General features: G+C 70.2%; 20 protein-coding genes. 14 read left to right on the top strand and 6 right to left on the bottom strand.

What is annotated here, in order from left to right:
* Nucleotides 1-59: 59 nt before the first annotated feature.
* Nucleotides 60-728, bottom strand: a complete 669-nt coding sequence (locus ACOBQB_RS07940; RefSeq protein WP_423589900.1) for a response regulator — start codon at nt 726-728, stop codon at nt 60-62.
* A gap of 65 nt (nt 729-793) precedes the next feature.
* Nucleotides 794-2,527, bottom strand: coding sequence for a sensor histidine kinase (locus ACOBQB_RS07935; RefSeq protein ID WP_423589899.1), 1,734 nt, complete (start codon nt 2,525-2,527; stop codon nt 794-796).
* 134 nt (nt 2,528-2,661) lie between these two features.
* Between ACOBQB_RS07935 and ACOBQB_RS07930 the strand changes: the two genes are divergently transcribed.
* From ACOBQB_RS07930 to ACOBQB_RS07900, 7 genes are all read left to right on the top strand, one after another.
* Nucleotides 2,662-3,615 carry an ABC transporter ATP-binding protein gene (locus tag ACOBQB_RS07930; protein WP_423589897.1) on the top strand — a complete coding sequence of 318 codons (954 nt, stop codon included), beginning with the start codon at nt 2,662-2,664 and terminating at the stop codon, nt 3,613-3,615.
* 6 nt (nt 3,616-3,621) lie between these two features.
* On the top strand, nt 3,622-4,419 hold the full coding sequence (locus ACOBQB_RS07925; RefSeq protein WP_423589896.1) for an ABC transporter permease subunit: 798 nt from the start codon (nt 3,622-3,624) through the stop codon (nt 4,417-4,419).
* A 231-nt stretch (nt 4,420-4,650) separates the two neighbouring features.
* A complete protein-coding gene (locus tag ACOBQB_RS07920; protein WP_423589895.1) occupies nt 4,651-5,100 on the top strand; it encodes a phospholipase in 450 nt (149 codons plus the stop codon).
* Nucleotides 5,101-5,179: 79 nt separating this feature from the next.
* Nucleotides 5,180-6,049 (top strand): prephenate dehydrogenase, encoded by an 870-nt coding sequence (locus tag ACOBQB_RS07915; protein WP_423589894.1) that lies wholly within the window; start codon nt 5,180-5,182, stop codon nt 6,047-6,049.
* Nucleotides 6,050-6,242: 193 nt separating this feature from the next.
* On the top strand, nt 6,243-6,512 hold the full coding sequence (locus ACOBQB_RS07910; protein WP_423589892.1) for a hypothetical protein: 270 nt from the start codon (nt 6,243-6,245) through the stop codon (nt 6,510-6,512).
* Nucleotides 6,513-6,700: 188 nt separating this feature from the next.
* A complete protein-coding gene (locus ACOBQB_RS07905; protein ID WP_423589890.1) occupies nt 6,701-7,879 on the top strand; it encodes an alpha/beta hydrolase family protein in 1,179 nt (392 codons plus the stop codon).
* A 136-nt stretch (nt 7,880-8,015) separates the two neighbouring features.
* The gene (locus ACOBQB_RS07900) at nt 8,016-8,231 is read left to right on the top strand and encodes an MbtH family protein (RefSeq protein WP_423589888.1); all 216 of its coding nucleotides are present in this window, start codon (nt 8,016-8,018) and stop codon (nt 8,229-8,231) included.
* Between the two features lie 163 nt (nt 8,232-8,394).
* Here the strand turns inward: ACOBQB_RS07900 and ACOBQB_RS07895 are convergent, their stop codons facing one another.
* Nucleotides 8,395-10,173 carry a BTAD domain-containing putative transcriptional regulator gene (locus tag ACOBQB_RS07895; protein WP_423589887.1) on the bottom strand — a complete coding sequence of 593 codons (1,779 nt, stop codon included), beginning with the start codon at nt 10,171-10,173 and terminating at the stop codon, nt 8,395-8,397.
* 937 nt (nt 10,174-11,110) lie between these two features.
* Entirely contained in the window at nt 11,111-13,564 is a 2,454-nt protein-coding gene (locus ACOBQB_RS07890) for a cation-translocating P-type ATPase (RefSeq protein ID WP_423589885.1), read from the bottom strand.
* Nucleotides 13,565-13,780: 216 nt separating this feature from the next.
* Between ACOBQB_RS07890 and ACOBQB_RS07885 the strand changes: the two genes are divergently transcribed.
* Nucleotides 13,781-14,827 (top strand): class I SAM-dependent methyltransferase, encoded by a 1,047-nt coding sequence (locus ACOBQB_RS07885; RefSeq protein ID WP_423589883.1) that lies wholly within the window; start codon nt 13,781-13,783, stop codon nt 14,825-14,827.
* Between the two features lie 39 nt (nt 14,828-14,866).
* Here ACOBQB_RS07885 and ACOBQB_RS07880 read toward each other — a convergent pair whose 3' ends face one another.
* On the bottom strand, nt 14,867-15,886 hold the full coding sequence (locus tag ACOBQB_RS07880) for a MupA/Atu3671 family FMN-dependent luciferase-like monooxygenase (protein ID WP_423589881.1): 1,020 nt from the start codon (nt 15,884-15,886) through the stop codon (nt 14,867-14,869).
* An 18-nt stretch (nt 15,887-15,904) separates the two neighbouring features.
* Nucleotides 15,905-16,240: an acyl carrier protein gene (locus ACOBQB_RS07875; protein WP_423589879.1), complete on the bottom strand. Its 336-nt coding sequence runs from the start codon at nt 16,238-16,240 to the stop codon at nt 15,905-15,907.
* A 243-nt stretch (nt 16,241-16,483) separates the two neighbouring features.
* Here ACOBQB_RS07875 and ACOBQB_RS07870 point away from each other — a divergent pair, with 243 nt between their 5' ends.
* The 6 genes from ACOBQB_RS07870 to ACOBQB_RS07845 are packed head-to-tail and all read left to right on the top strand — an operon-like array spanning nt 16,484 to nt 23,683.
* Complete coding sequence (locus tag ACOBQB_RS07870) at nt 16,484-17,977, top strand: anthranilate synthase component I family protein (protein WP_423589877.1); 1,494 nt, start codon at nt 16,484-16,486, stop codon at nt 17,975-17,977.
* Complete coding sequence (locus ACOBQB_RS07865; RefSeq protein ID WP_423589876.1) at nt 17,974-18,579, top strand: anthranilate synthase component II; 606 nt, start codon at nt 17,974-17,976, stop codon at nt 18,577-18,579. The genes ACOBQB_RS07870 and ACOBQB_RS07865 overlap by 4 nt, the downstream gene beginning before the upstream one ends.
* Complete coding sequence (gene trpD, locus ACOBQB_RS07860) at nt 18,572-19,597, top strand: anthranilate phosphoribosyltransferase (RefSeq protein ID WP_423589874.1); 1,026 nt, start codon at nt 18,572-18,574, stop codon at nt 19,595-19,597. Before ACOBQB_RS07865 ends, trpD begins: the two co-directional genes overlap by 8 nt.
* On the top strand, nt 19,594-20,370 hold the full coding sequence (gene trpC / locus ACOBQB_RS07855; RefSeq protein WP_423589872.1) for an indole-3-glycerol phosphate synthase TrpC: 777 nt from the start codon (nt 19,594-19,596) through the stop codon (nt 20,368-20,370). The genes trpD and trpC overlap by 4 nt, the downstream gene beginning before the upstream one ends.
* Nucleotides 20,367-21,812 (top strand): class II 3-deoxy-7-phosphoheptulonate synthase, encoded by a 1,446-nt coding sequence (locus ACOBQB_RS07850; RefSeq protein ID WP_423589870.1) that lies wholly within the window; start codon nt 20,367-20,369, stop codon nt 21,810-21,812. Before trpC ends, ACOBQB_RS07850 begins: the two co-directional genes overlap by 4 nt.
* Nucleotides 21,813-21,868: 56 nt before the next feature.
* Nucleotides 21,869-23,683, top strand: coding sequence for a fatty acyl-AMP ligase (locus tag ACOBQB_RS07845; RefSeq protein ID WP_423589868.1), 1,815 nt, complete (start codon nt 21,869-21,871; stop codon nt 23,681-23,683).
* Nucleotides 23,684-23,706: the final 23 nt, after the last annotated feature.

The raw sequence follows: 23,706 nt of genomic DNA, 5'->3' as shown, positions 1-23,706 counted from the left end.
GAGGAGTCCTCGCAGGCCCCCTGCGGTGTGCTGGGCCCTATCTCTCGACCATCGGTCGACTATCCGTTGAGATCGACCTCCTGCACCAGCCCCGCCTCGTAGGCGATGATCGCCGCCTGCACGCGGTTGCGCACCTCCAACTGCGTGAAGATGGCGCTGACATACGTCTTGATCGTGCCCTCGACCAGGTGCAGCCGCTGGGCGATCTGGGCGTTCGACATGCCCGCGCCCAGCATTCCGAGGACCTCCTGCTCGCGCTTGGTCAGCAGCGTCGTACGCTGCCCCGAGACCTCCGAGCGCGGCGAGGGCGCCCTGCGCAGCTCGGTCATCAGACGCCGGGCCACCAGCGGGGAGAGACACGAACCCCCGGACGCCACGGCATGGACGCCGGAGATCAGGTCCCGCGGATCGGACGCCTTCAGGAGGAAGCCCGCCACCCCCTGGTCGAGGGCGCGCTCGATGTACTTGTCCTCGCCGAAGGTGGTAAGCATGATCACCCCGGTCTGCGGGGTGGTGGACCGCAGTTCGCCCGCGACCGTCAGGCCGTCCATCTCCGGCATCCGGATGTCGATCAACGCCACGTCGGGGCGGTGTTTGCGGGCCAGTTCGACTGCTTCACGCCCGTCGGACGCCTCTGCGACCACCTCGATGTCCGGCTCCGTGGTCAGGATGTAGCGAACCCCTGCCCTGATGATGGTCTCGTCGTCGGCGAGCAATACGCGAATCATCCGATCCTTCCCTGAAGGTTTCTGCTCATCGGCCCCACAGGTGGCCGCTGCGGGGCGCGCTGCTCTCAGAGCGTGTCCTTGGCCACGAGCACATCATCCTTGAAACACAAGCGGTACATCGCGTCGGTGATCTGCAGCGGACTGGTGCTCGCCCGGTAGTACTCGCACTGGGCGCCCTCAGGGACGACGGGCTCGGTGACCACCGGCGGGGGCTTCTTGATCCGCCGCGACGGGAGTACGGACTCCAGGTCCGCGCGCGGCTCGCCGACCCGCAGCCGCGCGTAGCCCTCGGGGGAGAGCGAGGTGGCCACCGAGGTGAAGACGTACAGGCCCGCGAGGAGCGAGACGATGACCACGCCGAGGAGCACCGGGATCAGGGCGGCCCGCCGCGCGTCGCGCCGCAGCCGCGTCTTGGTCCGCAGCAGCGCGGCCCTCGACGCGCTCCGCAGCGGCGCCCGGGAGCCGGCGGCGGCCTCGTCCCCGGCCGGAGCGGCATCGTCGGCGCCGCTGCTCTCGCCGCCCCTCTCGCCGCTGCTCCCGCCGCCGCTCCCGCCGTCGGCCGGACCGCCGGGCTGCGTTGCTCTCGCGGCGAGGTCTCGCGGAACGGTCGTACATGACGGTGCGACCCGGGTGTGCGGCAGCCGTGCCTCCACCTCGAAGCCGCCCGCGAGCGGGCCCGCCCGCAGGGTGCCGCCCGCGAGGCGGACGCGCTCGTCCAGGCCGATCAGGCCGGATCCGCTGCCCGTCGCGGGGGGCCGGTCGCCCTTCTCCGGGCGCTTGTTGACGACCGACACCACGGTCTCGTCCGTCCGGTGGACCACCCGCACGGTGATCTGGGCGCCCGGCGCGTGCTTGGCCGCGTTGGTCAGTGCCTCCTGCACCACGCGGTAGGCGGCGAGGTCGTACAGAAGGGGTGTCTCGCCGGACCCCGCGCCCTCCTCGTGGAACTCCACCGGCGTGGTGGACTCCGCGAAGCGGCGCACCAGATGGGCGATCGACTCGTCGGCGGGGGTCAGTGAGGGCGTGGCGTCCTCCCGCAGCAGCCCGATCACCTCGTGCAACCGCTCGGTGGCCATGGTGCACCGCTTGCGCAACTGGCCCATGGACTCCCGCTGTTGCTCGGACAGGCCGGGGGTGAGCTCCAGACCGCCGGCCAGCAGGGCCACCACGCTCAGCTCGTGGCCGAGGGAGTCGTGGATGTCCTGCGCGATCCGCGAACGCTCCCTGAGCCGGACCTGCTCGGCGATGTAGCGCTGGCGCCACTCCAGTTGCTCGGCGTGCTCCCAGCCGGCGTGCGCCAGCGAGCGGCGCTGCCCCCACCAGTTGCCCGCCCACCACGGCAGCACGCAGGCGACGAACTCGGTCATCAGCATGCTGAGCCAGTCCTTGGCGTCGGGGAGGGCGTTGACCAGCAGGAAGCCGGCCACCGCGACGCAGAGGAAGACGATGTGCGCGTGCCGGATCCGGGTCAGCCTGCGGCCCGCGAGGAAGCTGAGGACCGCGGCCGCCATCGCCGGCCACAGGTTCGCGCCGAACCACGGATAGAACAGCGCGAGCAGCGCCGCCAGCAGCAGGGAGAACAGCGGCGCCGTGCGCTGCACCACGACCGCGCCCGCGATGACCAGACATGCCGTCAGCCAGATGGCCGGCGTGGTCGCGAGGGCCTGTGCGGTGAAAGCGGAGAGCGCGAGCAGTGCGAGGAGCAGCACCAGATCGCCGCGCCTGGCGAAGGGCTGTTCGGAGCCAAGGCTCCGTAGGAATCGTCCGGTCCGTCGGCGTGCGGCCTGCCATTGCTGCATTCCAGCACGCTACAAGAGGGGGCCATGACCCCGGACCTGCCGAAAGTCGAGTACGCCCGTGCCGTTCGCCAGATGTTCCGGCGGCGCCGGATCCCTAGCGTTGCTCTCGTGACTTTGGAAGGAGCCACCAGGCGATGATCACTTTGGACCGTTTGACCAAGCGGTATGGCGACAAGACGGCCGTGTCGGACCTCTCGTTCGAGATCAATCCGGGTAAGGTCACCGGATTCCTCGGCCCGAACGGCGCGGGCAAGTCGACCACCATGCGGATGATCGTCGGTCTGGACACGCCGACGACGGGCCGGGCGCTCGTGAAGGGCAAGCCGTACGCGGATCTGCAGCACCCGCTGCGTGAGGTGGGCGCCCTGCTCGACGCGCGGGCCGGGCACCCCGGCCGCTCCGCCTACCACCACCTGCTCGGCCTGGCCCGCAGCAACGGGATCCCGGCGTCCAGGGTCGGTGAGGTGCTGGAGACCGTCGGCCTCAGCGAGGTGGGCAAGAAGCGCATCGGTTCCTTCTCACTCGGCATGGGCCAGCGTCTGGGCATCGCCGCCGCGCTGCTCGGCGATCCCAAGGTGCTGCTTTTCGACGAGCCGGTCAACGGCCTTGACCCGGACGGCGTGCGCTGGGTGCGGGAGTTGATGCGGTCCCTGGCCACGGAGGGACGAACGATCTTGGTTTCCAGTCACCTGATGAGCGAGATGCAGGAGACCGCCGACCACCTGGTGGTCATCGGCCGCGGCAAGATCATTGCCGATGCCCCGATCGACGAGGTCATCGCGGGCAGTTCGCTCAACGCCGTCCGTGTCCGAACCCCGCAGCCCGATGTCCTGCGGCGCGAACTGCTGCAGTTCGGCATGAGCGTGGAGCAGAGCGCGGACGCGGCGCCAGAGGAGCTCATGGTCGTCGGCGGCACCTTGGAGGAGATCGGCGACCTCGCCTTCCACCACCGGGTCCCCGTCCACGAGCTGAGCATGCGCAAGGCCAGCCTGGAGCAGGCCTACATGGAACTCACCGCTGCCAGCGTGGAGTACGGCTCTCCCACCCTGTCGCAGGCCACCGACGCACCGGACCACCAGAAGGCGTAAGCGGATATGACAACGACAACAACGGCCCCCAAGCTCGTCGGCCCCGTCAAGGGCGGTGGCTTCAGCGGAGCCATCGCGTTCGAGTGGACGAAGTTCTGGAGCGTCCGGGCGACCTGGTGGAACCTCGTCGTCGGCCTACTGCTCACCGTGGGCTTCGCCGCCATGGTCGGCGCCTCGGCCGACGCCAGTGCGAAGAAGGGCGTCGACGTGGCGATGCCCGCCCCGCACCATGCCTCCCAGGCCTTCCTGATCTCCCAGCTGACCGTGGTGGTGCTTGCCACCCTCGCGCTCACCAGTGAATACTCCAGTGGTTCCATCCGCACGACGCTCCAGAGCGTGCCCAAGCGCGCCCGGATGCTGGTATCCAAGTCGGTCGTCGTCATGGCGGTCGTCGCCGTCGCCGGCTTCGTGTTCAGCATCCTCGGCAGCCTGGTCGCCGCCGCCCTGATGGGGGACGACGGCACCTACACGGGTGGCCAGTTGCTCGGGACAGCGGTCGGCGCGGCCGTCTACCTCGCCTTCCTCACCATGATGGCCATCGGCCTGGGAACGGTCCTGCGCAGCGCCGCGGGCACCATCACCACGCTCATCATGGTGCTGCTCGCCCTGCCCCAACTCATGGGCGTCGTCGGCGCCAAGTGGCTGGAGACCGCCTCCGACTACATGCCGAGCGTCGCGGGCACCGTCTTGATGACGCAGGACAGTGACCCCTACAACGGCGGCACCGCGGTGCTCGTCCTGTTGCTCTGGGCGCTCGCCGCGCTCTCGGCCGGGCTCATGGTGCTGCGCCGCCGCGACGCCTAGGACATCGCGCATCCCCAAGCCGCCCTTCCCAGGGGCCGCATGCCTCCCCCCGGCATGCGGCCCCGTCCGCTGTGTACGGCCGTTGTGTCCGGTCGCCGAGTCCGGTCGCCGTGTCCGCGTACCGGTCGTGGCACCTCGGGTACCGGTGGTGATAACAACGCGATACGGGCCGCATATCGGGCGCCGCCAAGGTGGGAGCGCTTCCCCTTCCCTCAACTTGGAGGCTCGGACATGCGTCGTCGTACCACCACGACACTCGCCGTCGCAGGATGCGCGCTCGCGCTCGGCGTCACTGCGGCTCCCGCGCAGGCGGCCCCCGCCGACAAGCCGGCGGTGCTCGCCTCCTTCACCCAGACCAGCGCGGCGAGCCAGAACGCGTGGAACTCCGCTCAGCGCAACCAGGGCGACTGGGCCGCGTACGGGTTCGACTGGTCGACCGACTACTGCACCCAGGCACCCGACAACCCGTTCGGCTTCCCCTTCAACAACGCCTGCGCGCGCCATGACTTCGGCTACCGCAACTACAAGGCGGCCGGCAGCTTCGACGCCAACAAGGCGCGCGTCGACAGCGCCTTCTACGAGGACATGAAGCGCGTCTGCAACGGCTACACCGCCGAGAAGAAGACGAACTGCAACAGCACTGCCTGGACCTACTACCAGGCCGTGAAGATCTTCGGCTGACGAGAACCCCCGTGGACCGATGCCCCCTGGCGTCGGTCCACGGTGTCGTTCCCGGCCCGAAGGCGAGAGAGGATGACGCATGCGCAGCGCCGCCATAGTGGGCGCCGGACTGATCGGTTGCTCCGTGGGGCTCGCACTGCGACGGCACGGTGTGACCACGTACCTGATCGACGCGGACCCCGAGGCGGCGCGGGCGGCCGAGGCGCGCGGTGCGGGCCTCGCCGCGCAGCCTCCGCGGCCGGCCGACATCGCGGTGATCACGGTGCCGCCCGGCCAGGTCGCCCCCGTTCTCGCCGAGCACCAGAAGCTCGGTACCGCGCACTGCTACACCGACGTCTCCGGGGTCAAGGTCCGGCTGCACCAGGAAGTCCTTGAGCAGGGCTGCGACCTGACCTCGTTGGTCAGCGGGGCGCCCGTGGTCGACATCGGGGCGGGCCCTCCGGAGCCCCGGGCGGATCTCTTCGACGGCCGTCCCTGGGCTCTCACCCCGACCGACTTCACCGGGAACCTCGCCCTGAACTGCGCCCTGGAACTGGTCGCGCTGTGCGGCGCGGTCTCGGTCCTGCTCGACGCCGAGGCCCACGACCGCGCGGTCGCCCTGGTCTCGCACGCGCCGCACCTCATCGCCAGCCTGGCGGCCGCCAGGCTGCTCGGCGGGGACGAGTCGGCCGTACGGCTCGCGGGTCAGGGCCTGCGGGACGTCACCCGCACCGCGGACGGCAACCCCGAGCGCTGGGCGGAGATCCTCACTGCCAACGCCGGTCCCGTCGCCGACCAACTGGACGACTGGGCGGTCCAAGCACAGGCCGTGGCCCGGGAGTTGCGCGACATCGCCCGCTCCGGGGACGCCGTGCGGCCGGTCCGGCTCCGGGAGGCGCTCTCCTTGGGCGTGGCGGGACGGGCCCGGATCCGCGAGCGGCCCCGAGACCGGAGCACCACCACCGACTGAACCCGAGCATCACCTACCGACAGGACATGACCATGCATGGATCGAAGCGCGCCACCGCCGCCTCGGCGGTGCTGGCGGCCGCCGCTCTCCTCTCGACGCCGACGGCGTCCGCCGCCCCGGCCGCGCCCCCGCGGCGGGCTGCACCACCGACAGCGACGCGCAGGACTTCGGCCGCGGCGACATCAGCGTCTGTGTGCGGGACGACGGCCGGGCCCGGGTGACCGGATACGTCGAGGACCTGCTGCCCGGCGGCGGCCTCGGCGGGCCCGACGGCGGCTGCGTGGCCTGGTACATCAGCTACGAGACCGCGTCAGGAGTGAAGTCGGAGTACAGCCCTCTGGTCTGCGGCCACTTCATGGACACCACGTACGTGGACTTCGACTACGACCCGAGCGAGGGTGCGAACGGGCCGAAGAACATCACCGGCGTGAAGTCGGTGAGCCTCGGCACCGTCTGGATGTGACGACCTGCTGAAAGTCAGGGCACGGGCGCGGGAACGCACGGCGGAAGTACGGGCGGACGGCGCCCGGAAACAGCCGTAGGAAATGTTCTTTTTGTCCAAGGCCATGAGTATGCCGTCAGTGCCGCCGGAGGCCGGTTTCCGCGCCTAGCGTGATCAGCGTTCAGTACTTCTCGACGAAATGAGCGCTGATGCTGAAGGTGACCGGAGCCGTGCGTCCCTTGCGTCGATGCGGCGTCCTGGTGGCGGCGGCGATGCTGGCGGTCGCGCCCGCCGCCGCCAACGGGCGGAGCGCGGCCGAGCCGCCACCGCCCAGGACGGCCGCGTGGACCGCGCCCGTCCTGCCGGCGCCGACGGGAGCCCTGCCGGTCGGTCTGCGGACGACGGAGCTGCGCGACACCGCACGGCGCGACCCCTGGAACCCCGACCGGGTCCGGGAGCTGATGGTCTCCTTCTGGTATCCCGCGCGGCCGTCCCAGGTGCCGCGCGCCCGCTACGTCTCGGCGCGTGAGTCGGAGATGATCCTGCGCCGGCACCGTGTCGAGGGCGCTCCCGCGGATCTGCTCAGCCGCACCCGGGTGCACGCGCGGACGCTCGCGCCGCCGCTGCCCGCGCCCGCCCGCGGCCTGCCGCTCGTGCTGCTCTCACCCGGCTTCTCCCTGCCCCGGTCGTCGCTGACCGGGCTCGCCGAGGAGCTCGCGAGCAAGGGCTACGCGGTGGCAGCGGTCGACCACGCCTACGAGGCGGCGGCCATCGGTCATCCCGACGGCCGGGTGACGGGCTGCCGGGCCTGCAAGCGGGGCACGGACGGGGCGACGGTCTCCGCGACGCGCGCGGCCGATCTGTCGTTCGTGCGGGAGCGGTTGCTCCGGTCGGCGGCTTCCGGCGGGGGAGCGCTGCCGCCGCTGGACCCGTCGCGGGTCGCGCTCGTGGGCCACTCCATCGGTGGGTCCGCCGCGTTCGAGACGCTGCGCAAGGACACGGGGTTCGCGGCGGGCGTGAACATGGACGGCACCTTCCACACGACCGGCAGGTCCACGGTCCGGCGGCCCTTCATGCTGCTGGGTGCCGGTGAGCACGGCAGGCCCGGCGCCGACCCGACATGGGACAAGGCCTGGCGCGACCTCTCGGGCCGGCGCCGCTGGTTCGCGGTGGACGGCGCGGGCCATCTGTCCTTCACCGACTACGCGCCCCTGATCGAGCGGATCGGCCGGACGGGCAAGGACGTCACACTGCCCGCCCGGGACGCTTCCCGCATCACGAGGGAGCTGGTCACGGCCTTTCTCGACGAACAGCTGCTGCACCGGCCCTGGTCAGGACCCGATGCCGTCGCGCAGCACCGTCCGGAGGTCAAAAGGCACGGCGGCTGAGCGCAGTCGAGGCCGGCCGTGCGGAAAACGAACCGATATCGGAAGGAAACGCGGGCTCCGTACCGTCGCCAGGGTCGGGGGCAGGACCCCGCAGTCCGTGCAGATCACCACCCGACGTTCCCGGAAGGAATGCGACGTGACCAATCCGTTCGAAGACGCAGACGGCCGCTATCTCGTGCTGGTCAACGACGAGGGCCAGCACTCGCTGTGGCCGTCGTTCGTGGAGGTGCCAGCCGGTTGGACGGTCGCCTTCGCCGAGGCCGACAGGGAGGCCTGCCTCGAGTACGTGGAGGAGAACTGGACCGACATGCGGCCCAAGAGCCTCATCGACGCGATGAGCGTCGACAGCTGATCGGACGGCCCCGCCACAGGAGCGCCTCTCCGCCGGGAACGGCCCGGCACCCTCCGCCCCGCTGGACGCGATCCAGCGGGGCGCAGTGCTGTCCGGACCACGCGCGAAGGCCCGTACGACGGCCCTCTGCGGGGCCGTACGGGCCTTGGAGCGGTGCGGCCGTTCAGTCCGCCAGGCTCGCCTCGCGCGGGGTGGCGCTCAGCGAGTGCACCGCGTGCAGCCGCACCAACTCCTGCCATCGGTAGCGCATTTCGCCCCAGGGGCTGCGGCCCACCACTTCCAGGAGCTGCGCGTCCACCAGGGTCTCGATGAGGTCCTCGGCGTCCAAGAGGTCCGTGCCGAGCACCTTCGCCGCCTCGGCCGCCTCGAAGTCGGCGTTGTCGAGTCGGCTCAGCTCGCGGTAGGCCGAAGCCGCCTCGGGGTCCAACTCCCGCAGGCTGTGGTCGAGTCGGGCGCGCAGCGAGTCGTCCCCCATGCTGAGTTCCGCGAGCCGGTCGCCGGACCGTTCCAGGCGCCGTACGAGGTCGAGGACGCGCCAGTGCTGCTTCGTGAGCAGCTTGGCGGCCGCGGCGCGCAGCATGAGCGGCATGTGTCCGCAGAGCGCGCTGAGCTGTTCGGTGGCCTCATGGGACTCGTCCGCCCTCGTGTCCCGCAGCACGCCGGCCAACAGCTCCCTTGACTCCTCGTCGGAAAGGGGGCCGATGCGCAGCCGCAGGGCGCGGTACTTCTGCAGCAGCTCGTCCAGGTTGGCCTGCCCGGTGATGAGTACGCAGCACTCGCCGTTGCCCGGCAGCAAGTGGCGCAGCCGGGCGTACGACGACGCGTGGTCGAGGATCACCAGGACGCGCTTGCCCTCCAGCATCGTGCGGTAGAGCTCGGAAGCCTCCGCGGTCTGTGTGGGCAGCGGTCCTTCCGCGCCCAGTTGGCGCAGGAACTGGTGGAGCACGTCGAGCGGCTCGCCCTGCCTGAGGTCCGCGAACAACTGGCCGTCAGGAAAACGGTGCGCCACTCGGTGCGCCCAGTTGACAGCGAGGCTCGTTTTCCCGATCCCGGGGCTTCCCGTGATGTAGGCGATGGGGACCGGATTCTGCGGAGAACCGTCTAGCAGTGCCTCATTCATGAGCCACTGGTCGTGACTACGCCCGATGAAGCACGCGTCACTTTCCGGGAGTTGGCACGGAGCGGACTGCTGCTTTTCGCTTTGTGACGCGGAAATTCCGGGAACGTCGAGCTGCGGAAATTCGTCACGCAGGATCGAGTTGTGGAGCGACTGAAGGTCCGCGCCCAGTTCGAGGCCGATCTCCTCAATGGAGTGCCGCATTCCGTCACGGAACGTCGTGAGCGCCTCCGCGCGCCGGCCCGAGCGGTACTGGGCGAGCATCAGGTAGTAGCGGATCCGGTCGCGCAGCGGGCAGGCACCCACCAGGGCCTGGAGCGCGCTGAGGATGGCCTGGTGCTCGCCCAGCTGCAACCGCAGCGCCATGTGCTGCTCAACAGCCAGCATCCGCTGTTCGTTGAGGCGGGCCGCCTCGGTCTCGGCGAAGGGCGCGTAGACGCCGCCGAGGGCGGGTCCGTGCCACAGTGCCAGGGCCTCCCGGAGGGCTGCTGCCGCCTCGGTAGGGCGGTTCTCGGCCGTCAACTCTGTTGCCTTCCCGACCAGATGTTCGAAGCGCAGGGAGTCGAGCGTGTGGCCGGCGAGGTTGAGCATGTAGCCGGGTGCGGCGGTGATGATCGTTTCCCGGCTCCAGCCGGCCGACCGGAAAATCTTGCGCAGCGTGGCGATGCAGATGGCCACCTGAGTGCGGGCGGTGCTCGGCGGGCGCCCATTCCATACGTTCTCGATCAGTGAATCGAAAGACACGACCTGATTCGCGGAGAGAAGGAGGGCCGAGAGAATTGCGCGCTGCCGGGGCCCACCGACCGTGAGGCCCTGGCCGTTCATCTGTACCTCAAGTGGACCAAGTATTCGGAAATCGAGCCCGATTTCTGTTTCCGTACTCTCCCTTGCCTTTGTGCTTGCGGTGCTCGCGGAATTGCTTTGTTGATGTGAGGCGGAATTTCCATTTTGCTCGCCGCTTGCGAGGCTCTGGGATATTAGATCTATCAGCTCAAATTCCATGACGCTTGAAACCCCCGTGTCAAGTTTTACTGATATCCGCTTGATGCAATGTCCCGAAAACACCCGGCTCTCTGCTGCGCCGCGTGCCCTTACCGCAGGTGAGAGCCCCTGTCGTTATGGTGCCACCCGTGATCCGGAATGCCGTACTCCGAATTCATCGACGGAGGCGGCAGCGCGTCTGTCCGGCGGACAGGCGAGTGGTGCACTTTTAGGAGGGTGTGGCAAGAGCGTGGACGATTGATATCGCCGACTTCACAGCGCTCGTGGCGCGATGCGCGGTGTGTCCGACTCTGACCGTGCCTGCAACTTCTGCGATTGCGCCGGCCCGGTTAATCGTTCGTGGCGCCTCCTCTCTGCCTTCCGTTGCATGATACGGATCTTCCTCGGGTACAACACTCAACTTTCGATAGGTAGCTTCCCTGGCTTTCGATAGAACGTCGTGTTTTATTCCCTGGCTCCTTCGCCGCGCCCCCTGCTTACGCTCCAGTAATAAGACGCGCCGATTGTGGTACCCAATCCCGAACGGCCGTGGTGGCGGCGGTGGAGCCCGCCCGGACCGAGGTGCCGCGGAGCGCGACACGCCGAAACCAGGCCACGTGCGAAAATGGCTGAATCAGGCCGTCCGATCTTTTTGCCCCCGCCAGCGCGGCTGCCGGTGAAATAGCCCACAAAGGGGAGGGAAAAGGCAAAAAGGGACGCCCGGCACGAGGCCGGGCGTCCCTCTCACGGGCGGCGCGGGGGATGTACCGCCCCGGTGGGCTCAGTCGTCGGCCAGCTGCCGACGCATCCGGGCCCACACGATTTCGAGGACGAGCCCTGCGGCCACGGCACAGGCGACCGCCGTCCACGGGGCCGTGATGCCGACCAGCTTCAGCTGGAAGAACTCCTGGAGGTAGGGCACCACCAGGACGACGGCGAAGCCCCCGGCCATCGTCAGGACGAGCAGGACACGCCACCACGTGTACGGGCGGGCGATGACGGCCAGCGCCCACAGCGCCGTGAGGAACAGCGCGAGGGTCGCCGCCGACGTCTCGGCGTCCAGGTTGTCGTCGTACACGGACCGGGCGAAGAGATACGCGACCGAGGTGGCGGCCGCCGCGAGCACGCCCGCGGGCACGGCGAACCGCAGGACACGGCCGACGAAGTCCGACCTGGCGCGCTCCGAGTTGGGGGCCAGCGCGAGGAAGAACGCGGGCACGCCGATGGTGAGGGAGCCGATCAGCGTGATGTGGCGCGGCAGGAACGGGTAGGGCACCTGGGCGATCACGATGACGATGGCCATCAGGACCGAGTACACAGTCTTGGTCAGGAACAGGTTGGCCACGCGCTCGATGTTGCCGATGACCCGGCGGCCCTCCGCGACCACCGAGGGCAGCGCGGAGAAGTTGTTGTTCAGGAGGACGATCTGGGCGACCGCACGAGTGGCGGGGCTGCCCGACCCCATGGCCACGCCGATGTCGGCGTCCTTCAGCGCGAGCACGTCGTTCACACCGTCGCCCGTCATCGCCACGGTGTGGCCCCGGGCCTGCAGGGCACCCACCAGGTCCCGCTTCTGCTGCGGGCCGACCCGTCCGAAGACGGAGTTCCGCTCGACGGCGTCGGCCAGCTCGTCCGGGTCGTCCGGCAGAGAGCTGGCGTCCACCGGGTCGTGCGCGCCGGGCAGGGACAGGCTCGACGCGACGGCGCCGACGGACACCGCGTTGTCGCCCGAGATCACCTTGACCGAGACGCCCTGGTCGGCGAAGTACCGCAAGGTGGCGGGTGCTTCAGGACGTACGCGCTGCTTGATGACGACGAGCGCGGCCGGCGTCACCGCGTCCGGCACTGCCGCCGGATGTTCGAGGAGCTCGTCGAGCGGCTGCGAGCAGCGCGCCAGGAGCAGCACCCGCAGCCCCCGCGCCCCGTAGGAGTCCGAGGCCGCGAGCACCGGGTGCCCGGCCGGCAGCATCGTGTCGGGCGCGCCGAGCAGCCACGCCGACGCCGCACCGGAGGGTTCGGTGAACGCGGCGCCGCTCCACCGCCGGGCGGACGAGAACGGCGCGGTCGCCGTGCACGTCCAGCCCTCGGGAGCGGGGTACGCCGCGATGATCGCCTGGAGGCTTGAGTTGGGCCGCTCGTCGGCGGCCCCGAGAGAACCGAGCACCTCGTCGACGGGCGCGTCCGGCAGCAGCACCCGCACCTCGTCGATGTCCATCGACGCCTCGGTGAGCGTTCCCGTCTTGTCCAGGCACACCGTGTCCACCCGGGCCAGCCCCTCGATGGCGGGAAGCTCCTGGACCAGGCACTGCTTCTTGCCGAGCCGGACGACGCCGACCGCGAAGGCCAGCGAGGTCAGCAGGACAAGACCCTCGGGAACCATGGGGACCAGACCGCCCACCATGCGGCGGATCGCCTCCGGCGCGTCGTCGTCGTTCACCATGAACTGCGTGATGATCAGCGCGATGCCCGCGGGGATGATCGCGTACGTCACGAACTTCAGGATCCGGTCGATGCCGTTGCGCAGCTCGGAGTTGACGAGGCTGAAGCGCCTGGCCTCCTCGGCGAGCTGCGCCGCGTACGCCTCCTGGCCCACCCGTGTCGCGGTGAACCTGCCGGTGCCCGCCACCACGAAGCTGCCGGACATCACCGCGTCGCCGGGCTGCTTGACGACGGGATCCGCCTCGCCCGTGAGCAGCGACTCGTCGACCTCCAGGTTCTGGCCCGCGGTGACGGTACCGTCCACCACGATCTTGTCGCCCTGGCCCAGGTCGATGGTGTCGTCGATGACGATCTCGGATGCGCCGAGCGTGACGCGTTTCCCGTCGCGCCAGACGCGCGGCTTGCTCTCGCCGACGATCGCGAGCTGGTCGAGGGTCCGCTTGGCGCGCACCTCCTGGATGATGCCGATCAGGGTGTTGGCGAGGATGACACCGCCGAACAGACCGTCCTGCACCGGCCCGACGATCATGATGATGACGAACAGCACACCGATGATCGCGTTGATGCGCGTGAACAGGTTGGCCCGGACGATCTCGCCGATGCTCCGGCTCGACCGGGGCGGCACATCATTGATCCGGCCGGCGGCGACGCGCTCGGCGACCTGGTCCGTGGTCAGCCCGACACCGGCGTCCACGCCCGCTCCGAGTGGCGGGGTGCCTTGGGCGACGGCCCCGGTGGGTCCGCCGGGATCGTCAAGTCCCGCGGCACCACCGGGTTCGTCCAACCGCTTCTTCATTCCCTGACGTCCTTTGGACTCGTCCCATCCCACTGCGTCGTGCAGCGGGACCGACCGTAGAAGCCCGCCACCGCCTCCCACCAGGCACGAACGACTCCTCTTCGCCTAACTTTCGTCAGGGTCGAAACCCGATCGATAGCGAGGGGAAAGTGCGTGCTCCTAGCGTCGCGGTGGCGAACGATCTGCCGACCCCCCCATGCAGAGGAGTCCTCACTCATGCACGCACAGACGAGCCGTTCCGCGGTGACAGGGGACGACGTGCGGAGCCAGCTGGCAGAACTGCGGAGCAGCCATCCCGAGCTGCACGCCCTCACCGATCCGCGGCGGCTGGCAGACTGGGAGGCCGCCCTGGGCGCGACTTTGGAGCGGCACGACGATTTCGGCGCCGACGCTCGGAGCAGCCGAGGCGTGGAGTACGTACAGGCCCAGACGCTCAACTCGCGGGCCCGCGAGACCGGCATCAGAAAACTCCTTGGCTTCGCGGACACCGCGCGCCGGAGGCCGAACGGTGAACGGCCCTTCCTGGTGGACCTGTTGGGCGGTGACGGTCTGGTGCGCAAGGTGTGCGAGGAACAGGGCATCGGCGACTTCAACATCCTCACCTGCGACGCGTCTCCGCACATGATCACGTCGGCGTGGGCGGCCGGCATGCCGGCGCTGCTACAGCGCGCGGAGCAGCCGCTGCTGCGCGACGGGTCCGTCGACGCCGTGCTGCTGGCCTACGGTTCGCACCACGTGCCGCCGTCGGACCGCCAGACGGTGGCGACCGAGGCCCACCGCATGCTGCGTCCCGGCGGGACGTTCATCCTGCACGACTTCCTGGTCGGCTCACCCGTGGACGTCTGGTTCGAGGAGGTCACCGACAAGTACTCGGCGACCGGCCACAAGTTCCCGCACTTCACCCGCGACGAGATCGGCGGGTACCTGGCGATGGCCGGGTACGACCACCACGAGGTCACGGAGATCGACGATCCGTACACCGCAGTCGGTGACTCCCCGGAAGAGGCCGAGCTGGAGATCGGCCGGTACCTGCTCAACATGTACGGCCTGGTCAAGGTCTTCGACGGACGGACCGACGACGAGGCGTACCGCTGGGTGACCGAGACCGCGAGGGCCATCTTCCGGTACCCGGAGGGCGAGGGCTCCCTCGCCGAGAGCGAACTGCGCTACGAGGAAGCCGACCGCAAGTGGCGCATCACCATCCCGCGCCGCGCGGTCGTCGGCGTGGGGCGCATGGCCGCCGCCGCGTCCGACGCCCCCTGACGGAGGGCGACGACGGCGGGCGGCCGATCGGGGGCCCGCTCAGCCGGCGAAGGCGCGCCGGACCCGGTCCAGATGGTGCAGGGCACCCAGGGTGGCCGGGGCGGGCGCGCCGAAGTCGATGAGCGAGGCCACCTCGTCGACGCCGCACGCCCGCAGCCGCTCCACGAAGCGCGTGCACCGCTCGACCGAGCCGAGCAGTGCCGAGGTGCGGAAGTAGCGCTCGAAGGCGTGCTCCAAAAGCGCGGTGCCGCTGTGCGCCCGCAGCTCCGGCCAGTGGTCCTGCCACAGGTCGACGGACGACGCCAGATACTCAAGGAACGGCGCGCGCACCAACTCCCGAACCGAGTCGTCGGATTCGCCGACGAAGGTATGCGCCATCAGCGTCACGCGGCCGGTGTCCGGGTCGTGTCCCGCCCGCTGCCGCGCGGCGCGGTAGGCGCGGACGCGTGGCTCCAGATCCGCCACGTTCTGGAAGAGCAGCGCGGTCAGTACGTTGAGTCCCAGCGCCCCGGCCTGCTCGAAACCGGCGGGGTCGGACGAACAGGTCAGCCACATGTCCAGGTCCGCCTGCACGGGGCGCGGATAGGTGGCGACCTGCGCGGGGCGCCCCTTGCCGTCGGTGCGCTCGACGGTCTTGCCCGCCCACAGGTCCCGCAGTACCGAGACGCTCTCGACCGTGTGGGCGCGGCGCTCGGCGTACCGCTCGGGTGCCAGTACGAAATCGTGGGCGTTCCAGCCGGTGGCGAGGGCCAGGTCGACCCGGCCGCGGGACAGGTTGTCGACGAACGCCCAGTCCTCCGCCACCGTGAGCGGATCGTGGAGCGGGGCGACGACACTGCCGGCCCGCAGCCGCACGCGTTCGGTCCGCACCGCGAGGGCGGCCGCCGCCAGCGCCGGATTGGGGTACGCGCCGCCGAACGGGTGGAAGTGCCGCTCCGGCAGCCACACGGCGGTGAAGCCGTTGCGGTCCGCGAAGCGCGCGGCGTCGAAGAGCAGGTCGTACTCGGCGGGCGCGTCATCCACTTTTCGGTTTGCGAAGTACAACAGACTGAAGTCCATGACCGATATCCCGTCCCTTCAGTTCACTCTGTCCGGGGCCTCGTCGGAGGCGGTGGAGAGTTTCCGTGAGAGCAGGATGCTCAGGATGTCGATGCTGGGGTGGTCCCACAATTCGGTGGCGTCGAGAACAACATCGAAGTGATCCTCGATATCGACGCCGAGGCCCGCGAGGGAGACGGAGTTGAAATGGTAGTCCGAGAACGTCCGCGCGGGGTCGATGTCCTGTTCCGGGCAGCGCACGTGACGGGCGAAATACTCGATGAGCCAGGCCCGGACGGTTTCGAGTGAGTGCTGAGCGTGCGTCATGTCCGCCATGTCCCCTTGGTTGCTGATCCCTTGCAAGGTGGTGGACATGCGGCCGCAACTCGGGGCGAGCAAGCGTGCTGGACCCTCGGGAAACTATCAGTGCCCGAGAAGTCACGTCAAGGAGATGCGGAGGAGCGGAAAGGATATGGCTTCAATAGCGAAGCTATAAGGCGCATTCGTAAGGTCTGCGGCGGTGGATTCGAGGCCGCATTCGTTCAATTTGCCGTTCACCGGCAGGCGAGACATTTCCGGCAGGGAACAGCGGGCGTGTGGCCCGCCCAGGAAGGCGACATGACCACCTATCCGACCGAAGAGGTCGCGGCCCAGCTGGCCGAGGCCGCCCGCGCCACCGTGCCCGATCGCTCCGCCGCGGCGGAGCTGGCACAGAAGTACGACGTGATCCCGCTGCACCAGGAGTTCCTGGCCGACGTGATCAGCCCCGTGACCGCGTTCTCCCAGTTGTGCGGGCCCGACGAGGCCGGCTTCCTGCTGGAGAGCGTGCCCGTGTCCGGCGGCGTCGCACGCTACTCGTACGTGGGCCACCGGCCGGTCCCGATCGACCTGCCGGACGGCGACCCGCTGGCCGCCCTGGAACCCATGCTCGCCGTGTCGGTGGCACCCGTGCACGGCCGGCCGCCGTTCCCCGGCGGCGTCGTCGGCTATCTCGGGTACGAGACGTCGCGTCACTTCGAGGAGCTGCCGGTCCCGGCGGGCGCGCCGCCCGGCCTGCCCGAGTCCGCCTTCCTGGCCGCCGACGACCTCGTGGTCTTCGACCACGCCACCCGGCGCGTCCTCTTGATGACCCTCCACCGCCCGGCACGCGAGTCGTACGACGACGCCGTGGGCCGGATCGTGCACCTGGGTGACAGGCTGCGGGACGCCGCGGCACCCGCCGGGTTCACGGGCCGTCCGCTGATGGACACCGTCCCGGCGGACGAGGACCTGATGGACGGCTGGACCCCCAACCTCACCGAGGCGGAGTTCACCGACCGGGTCGCCCGCGCCCGCGAACACATCATGGCCGGGGACGCCTTCCAGATCGTCCTCTCCCGGCGGCTCAGCAGGCCCCTGCGCGCCGACCCGCTCGACCTCTACCGGCATCTTCGGGCGACCAATCCGTCGCCGTACATGTACCACCTGAGCCTGGGCGGTGGCCGCCACATCATCGGTGCCTCACCCGAGCTGCTCGTCAAGTCGGAGGGCAGGCGCGTCCGGACCCGCCCGCTGGCCGGCACCCGACCACGCCATCCGGACCCCGCGACGGACCTGGACCTGGAGCGCGAACTGCTCGCCGACGAGAAGGAGTGCGCCGAGCACGTGATGCTGGTCGACCTCGGGCGCAACGACCTGGGCCGGGTCACCGAGCCCGGCACCGTCCAGGTGGAACAGCTCATGCAGGTCGAGCGGTTCTCGCACGTGATGCACCTGTCGTCCACGGTCTCCGGTCGGCTCGCGCCGGGGCGCAGCGCGCTGGACGCGCTGCGGTCGGCCTTTCCCGCAGGGACGCTCTCCGGAGCACCCAAGATCCGGGCCATGGAGATCATCGCGGAGCTGGAGCCGCAGCAGCGCGGCGTATACGGTGGCGCGCTCGGCCTCGTCGGCTTCGACGGCCTGACCGACTTCGCCATCGCCCTGCGCACCCTGGTCGTCGCCGACGGCCAGGTGCACGTGCAGTCCGGCGCGGGCATCGTCGCCGACTCGGACGCCGCGTCCGAGTACCGCGAGACGCTGCACAAGGCACGCGCGATGATCACGGCCGTACGACGCGCGGAGGCACAGGCATGAGCTTTTCCACGGGCCCCCGCGCCGCTGCCGCGAGGCCGCGCGTGGCGGTCATCGACAACTACGACTCGTTCACGTACAACCTCGTGCACTACGTCGCCGAGATGGGCGGGCGCCCCACGGTCTTCCGCAACGACGCCACCAGTGTCGCCGAACTCGCCGCGCACGGCCTGCTGTTGATCTCTCCGGGGCCCGGCTCCCCCGTCGGCGCGGGTATCTCCGTCGACGCGGTCCGTGAGCTGAGCGGACGGCTGCCGATCCTCGGCGTCTGCCTGGGCCACCAGTGCATCGCCGCGGCCTTCGGCGGCTCCGTGGTGCGCGGCGCGCCGGTACACGGCAAGACCTCCCTCGTACGACACGACGGCAGCGGCGTCCTCGCCGGACTTCCCGACCCGTTCACGGCCACCCGCTACCACTCGCTCGTCGTCGAGCCCGCCGGTCTCCCTGCGGAACTCGTCGCATCCGCCCGCACGGCGGACGGCACGATCATGGGCCTGCGGCACCGCGACCACCCGACGTACGGCGTGCAGTTCCACCCGGAATCGGTCCTCAGCCCCGAAGGCAAGCAGCTGATCGCCAACTTCCTGGAGTGCAGTGATGATTGAGTTGTTGAGAGCGGTCGCGCGCCGACGCCTGACCGAGGAGGAAGCGGCACAGGCGATGCGCGTGATCATGCGCGGCGACGCCACGTCCGCGCAGATCGCCGGGTTCGCCCTGGCCGTCACGGTGCGCGGCGCGACCGTCGACGACCTCGCCGGAATGGCCCGCGCGGCACAGGAGTTCGCCACGCCGGTGCAGTGCGAGGGGGAGCTGCTCGACACCTGCGGGACCGGTGGCGACGGCCTGAACACCTTCAACATCTCCACCGCCTCCGCGATCGTCGCCGCCGCCTGCGGGGTGCGCGTCGCCAAGCACGGCAACCGCAGCGCGTCCTCCGCCTGCGGCAGCGCCGACGTCCTGGAGGAGCTCGGGGTCCGCATCGACCTCGGCGCCGACGAGGCGGCCGCCTGCCTGGAGACAGCGGGCATCACCTTCCTGTTCGCGCCCGTCTTCCACCCCGCCTTCAAGCACACGGCGGGACCGCGCAGGGAACTGGGCGCGCGCACGGTCTTCAACCTCCTGGGGCCGCTCTGCAACCCTTCGGGCGCACGGCTGCGGACCCTCGGGGTGCCCAGCCGTGACCTCGTCGACCCGATGACGGAGGTACTGGAGCGCCTCGGCGTTACCCGCGCCCTGGTGTTCCACAGTGAGGACGGCATGGACGAGCTGAGCACCGGAGCACCCGCCCACGTCGTCGAACTGCGCGACGGGCGCCGCACCACCCACCGCTTCGACCCGGCCGACCTCGGCCTCCCGCCGTCCCGGGGCAGCGATCTGACCGGCGGCGACCGGGTGGTCAACGCGGCCGTCATCCGCCGGGTCCTGGCCAAAGAACCTGGACCCGCGCGAGACATCGTCCTGCTCAACGCGGCCGCCGCCCTGCGCGTCGCCGACGTGGCCGGCACCTGGCGCGACGCCCTGCGCACCGCAGCGTCCGCGGTCGACAGCGGAGCCGCCGCCGACCTCCTCGAACGCTGGACCCGCGCCTCCTGGCAGCGGGTCGAACTGGCGGTGACCGCGTGAGCGACATCCTCGCCGGGCTCGTGACCCAGGCCGAGCGGCAGACCGAACGGCGGCGTGCGCTGCGCCCCGCGTCCGAGCTGTCCGTGCTCGCCGCCGCCGCGCCCCCGCCCAGGGACTTCGCCACGGCCCTCAAGGAGCCGGGCCTCGGCGTCATCGCCGAGATGAAGCCCCGCAGCCCGTCCAAGGGGCCGCTCACCGACGACTACCGGCCGACCGAGCTGGCACGCGCCTACCAGCGCGGCGGTGCGAGCGCCATCTCGGTGCTCACCCACGAGGACGGCTTCGGGGGCAGCCCCGACCACCTTGTCGTCGCCCGCGCCGCAGTCGAAGTCCCCGTCCTGCGCAAGGACTTCATCGTCGACGAGTACCAGATCCTGGAGGCCCGCGCGCTCGGCGCCGACGCCGTACTACTCCTCGTCGCCGCGCTGGCTCCCGAGCGCCTGGCCGAACTGCTCAGGTACATCAGGCGGTTCGGCATGGAGGCGCTGGTCGAGGTGCACGACGCCCGGGAGGTGGACGTCGCCCTCGCGGCCGGCGCCACGGTCATCGGCGTCAACCACCGCGACCTGCGGGACTTCACGATCGACCGCACTCTCTCCGCCCGGCTGCGCGAGCGGGTGGGCCGACGCCGGGTGATGGTCGGCGAGAGCGGCGTCCGCGGCGCACGGGACGCGCGCGAACTGGAGCGGGCCGGAGTGGACGCGGTCCTGGTCGGAGAAGTACTCATGCGGGCCGGGGATCCCGGTGCCACGATCAAGGAACTGATCGGATGACTGTGAGCGACACATACACGCCAGTACTGCCGGCCCCGCACGGCGACGCCGGAACGGACGCGGGCGCACCCCTCGACGCACCCGTCGCAGCCGCCTGGAGCCCCGGCTCATGGCGCGGTCACCCCGTCGCGCAGCAGCCGGACTGGCCCGACCTCCAGGCCCTGCGCCACGCGGAGAACACCCTGGCGCTGGAGCCCCCGCTCGTGCTGCCTGACGAGATCCTCGACCTGCGCAGCTCCCTCGCCGGTGTCGCGGCGGGCAAGGGGTTCCTGCTCCAGGCGGGGGACTGCGCCGAACGGTTCAGCTCCTGCACCGAGGACGGCATCCGCGGCAAGCTGCGGGTGATCCTCCAGGTGGCCATCCTGCTCACCTACGGAACCGGCCTGCCCGTGGTGAAGGTCGGCCGCATCGGCGGCCAGTTCGCCAAACCCCGCAGCCGCCCCACCGAAGTCGTCGACGGCGTCGAACTGCCCGTGTACCGAGGCGACATCGTCAACGGGCCCGAGTTCACCCCGCACGCGCGACGCCCCGACGCCGACCGGCTGCTACGGGCCTACCACCACTCATCGGCGGCCCTCAACGTCCTGCGCGCCCTGACGATGGGCGGCTACGCCGACCTCGGCCAGGTCCATGCCTGGAACGAGGAGTTCGTCCGCCGCAGCGCGGCAGGCCAGCGGTACGAGAAGGCGGCCGACGACATCACCTGGGCGCTGCGGTTCATGTCCGCCTGCGGCGTGGACACCCGCTCCGAGGCCGCGTTGCACCAGATCCAGCTCTTCACCTCGCACGAGGCCCTGCTGCCCCACTACGAGCAGGCGCTGACCCGCTACGACGAGCAGCGGCGCACCTGGTTCGACACCAGCGCGCACATGGTGTGGATCGGCGACCGAACCCGTCAAATCGACGGTGCCCACGTGGAGTTGCTGTCCGGCATCGGCAACCCCATCGGGATCAAGGTCGGCCCCTCCACCACACCCGGCCAGCTGCGCGAGCTGTGCGAGCGCCTTGACCCGGACCGCGAGCAGGGGCGGCTCGTCCTCATCAGCAGGCTCGGCGCCGGAAAGGGCGCCGACCTGCTGCCCCCGCTACTGCGGGCCGTGCGGGACGCCGGGCACGCCCCGGTGTGGGCGTGCGATCCCATGCACGGCAACACCTTCGTCTCCGAGAGCGGATTCAAGACCCGCCGCCTCTCCGACATCAGCGCCGAGGTCGGCGAGTTCTTCACCGTGCACAAGGAGGAGGGTCTGCACCCGGGCGGCATCCACCTCGAACTCACCGGCGACGACGTCACCGAATGCCTCGGCGGCGACCTCGACGAGGTGCTCGACACCCATCTCGCGAGCCGCTACGAAACGGCCTGCGACCCTCGTCTGAACGCCGTCCAGTCCATCGAACTCGCCTTCCGGGTAGGTGAGTTCCTCCGCGAGCAGCGCAGTTCCTGACCGGACGTACCGCCCCTGACCCCGGACGACCCGCCTCCACCGCAAAGGCCTGACCGATGACCGACGTACGCAACGCGTCCAGCCTGCCCGAGGTGCTGCGCGGCCTCGCCCGATCGCGGCCCGACGAGGCCGCGGTGATCCACATCCGGGACCCGGAGAACGACGACGGCCACGACACCCTGACGTACGCCGGTCTGGACCGGCGGGCGCGCAGGCTCGCAGCCCGGCTGCGCACGGAGGCGGGGCTGCTGGCGGGCGACCGGGTGCTGCTCCAGTACCCGTCCGGCACCGGGTTCCCCGTCGCCTTCTTCGGGTGCCTGTACGCGGGCCTCATCGCGGTGCCCGCCCCGCTGCCCGGCAACAACGGGCGGGAACTCGTGCGAGTCAAGGGGATCGTGCGGCAGGCGGGCGTCCGTGCGGTCCTCACCGACGACGAGAACCATGCGGCGGCCGTCGGCTGGGCGGGTGAACAGACGCTGCGGGGCGTTCCCCTGCTGGTCACCGGGGGGCAGGAGGTGGCGTCGGAGGTCACGGCCTCGGACCTGACGGAGGAGGGGGCCGTGTACGACGGGTCCGCGAGCCCCGACACTCCCGCGCTGATCCAGTACACCTCGGGGTCGACGTCCGACCCCAAGGGCGTGGTGGTCACTCACGGCAATCTACTGCACAACGTGGCGACCATGGGGGCGGCCTTCGACATCCCGCCCGGGACCCGGCACGGCGGGTGGATACCGCTCTACCACGACATGGGGCTCATCGGTCATCTGCTCACCGGCGTCCTGCTGGGCAGAGGCGTCGTCACCATGAATCCCATGGCGTTCGTGCGCAGGCCCCACCAATGGCTGCGCGCGGTCGACCGGTTCGACATCGCCCACACCAACGCCCCCAACTTCGCCTACGAGTTGTGCCTCCAACGCGTCAGGCCCGAGCAGATCGAAGGGCTCGACCTGTCGCGCCTGCGGTACGCGGTCAACGGCTCGGAGCCCGTACAGGCGGCGACACTGCGGGAGTTCGCCGAACGGTTCGCTCCCCACGGACTTCGGCGGGACGCACTCGTGCCGTGCTACGGCATCGCGGAGGCGACGCTTCTGGTCTCCGGAACGGTCCTGCGGCCGCCGGCCGTGCTCCTGGCCGACACCGCACTCCTGGAGCGGAACGTGCTCGCGGCCGTGACGCCCCCTGGGGCCTCGGACGCGCGCGAGCTCGTCAGCTGCGGTGCGCTCCAGGACGTCGCGGGCCTGATCGTCGACCCCGGGACCGGCGCCGTCCTGCCCGACGGGAGCATCGGCGAGCTCTGGCTGAGCGGGCCCGCCGTCGCCCGGGGCTACTGGGACGACGCGGAGGCCACCGAGGAGACCTTCGGCGCCACGCTGCGGGGCGAGCGATACCTGCGCACGGGAGACCTGGGGGCCCTGGTCGACGGGGAACTCTTCATCACCGGGCGGATGAAGGAGACCTTGGTGATCAACGGTCGCAATCTCTATCCGCAGGACGTCGAGAACGAGCTCGTCGGCCGGCACGCCCAGTTGGCGAAGCTGCCCGGCGCCGTGTTCACCGTTCCCCAGCAGCACGGCGAGCGGCACGAGGAAGCACTCGTGGTGACGCAGGAGGTGGCGGGGCGGCTGTCCGACGAGGAGCTCGCGCGGCTCGCCGCCGCCATGAAGCAGACCGTCAGCCGCGAGTTCGGCCTCCCCGTGCGGGGCGTGGCCCTGCTGCGCCGGGGCACCGTCCGGCGCACGACGAGCGGCAAGATCCAGCGGGTCGCCATGCGGGACCTCTTTCTGGCCGACGCCCTGCGGCCGCTGTACGCGGACTGGCGGGACGAGGGAGCGACGACGCAACCGCGGACCGGCCGGATCAAGGAGCGATAACGCACCAATAGGGCCCGCATGCC

Source organism: Streptomyces sp. G5(2025), from assembly GCF_049542075.1.
Lineage (GTDB): Bacteria > Actinomycetota > Actinomycetes > Streptomycetales > Streptomycetaceae > Streptomyces.
Note: the sequence above shows the minus strand (reverse complement) of the source record. Positions and strands in the feature narration are given on the sequence as shown.

Excerpts from the sequence above, each read along its gene's own strand:
- ACOBQB_RS07850 (WP_423589870.1), top strand. The coding sequence starts at position 20,367 with ATGACTGTGAGCGACACATACACGCCAGTACTGCCGGCCCCGCACGGC.
- ACOBQB_RS07920 (WP_423589895.1), top strand. The coding sequence starts at position 4,651 with ATGCGTCGTCGTACCACCACGACACTCGCCGTCGCAGGATGCGCGCTC.
- ACOBQB_RS07895 (WP_423589887.1), bottom strand. The coding sequence starts at position 10,173 with ATGAACGGCCAGGGCCTCACGGTCGGTGGGCCCCGGCAGCGCGCAATT.
- ACOBQB_RS07890 (WP_423589885.1), bottom strand. The coding sequence starts at position 13,564 with ATGAAGAAGCGGTTGGACGAACCCGGTGGTGCCGCGGGACTTGACGAT.
- ACOBQB_RS07940 (WP_423589900.1), bottom strand. The coding sequence starts at position 728 with ATGATTCGCGTATTGCTCGCCGACGACGAGACCATCATCAGGGCAGGG.
- ACOBQB_RS07875 (WP_423589879.1), bottom strand. The coding sequence starts at position 16,240 with ATGTCCACCACCTTGCAAGGGATCAGCAACCAAGGGGACATGGCGGAC.
- ACOBQB_RS07870 (WP_423589877.1), top strand. The coding sequence starts at position 16,484 with ATGACCACCTATCCGACCGAAGAGGTCGCGGCCCAGCTGGCCGAGGCC.
- ACOBQB_RS07845 (WP_423589868.1), top strand. The coding sequence starts at position 21,869 with ATGACCGACGTACGCAACGCGTCCAGCCTGCCCGAGGTGCTGCGCGGC.
- ACOBQB_RS07935 (WP_423589899.1), bottom strand. The coding sequence starts at position 2,527 with ATGCAGCAATGGCAGGCCGCACGCCGACGGACCGGACGATTCCTACGG.
- ACOBQB_RS07865 (WP_423589876.1), top strand. The coding sequence starts at position 17,974 with ATGAGCTTTTCCACGGGCCCCCGCGCCGCTGCCGCGAGGCCGCGCGTG.
- ACOBQB_RS07930 (WP_423589897.1), top strand. The coding sequence starts at position 2,662 with ATGATCACTTTGGACCGTTTGACCAAGCGGTATGGCGACAAGACGGCC.
- ACOBQB_RS07880 (WP_423589881.1), bottom strand. The coding sequence starts at position 15,886 with ATGGACTTCAGTCTGTTGTACTTCGCAAACCGAAAAGTGGATGACGCG.
- ACOBQB_RS07915 (WP_423589894.1), top strand. The coding sequence starts at position 5,180 with ATGCGCAGCGCCGCCATAGTGGGCGCCGGACTGATCGGTTGCTCCGTG.
- ACOBQB_RS07905 (WP_423589890.1), top strand. The coding sequence starts at position 6,701 with ATGCTGAAGGTGACCGGAGCCGTGCGTCCCTTGCGTCGATGCGGCGTC.
- ACOBQB_RS07925 (WP_423589896.1), top strand. The coding sequence starts at position 3,622 with ATGACAACGACAACAACGGCCCCCAAGCTCGTCGGCCCCGTCAAGGGC.
- trpD (WP_423589874.1), top strand. The coding sequence starts at position 18,572 with ATGATTGAGTTGTTGAGAGCGGTCGCGCGCCGACGCCTGACCGAGGAG.
- ACOBQB_RS07885 (WP_423589883.1), top strand. The coding sequence starts at position 13,781 with ATGCACGCACAGACGAGCCGTTCCGCGGTGACAGGGGACGACGTGCGG.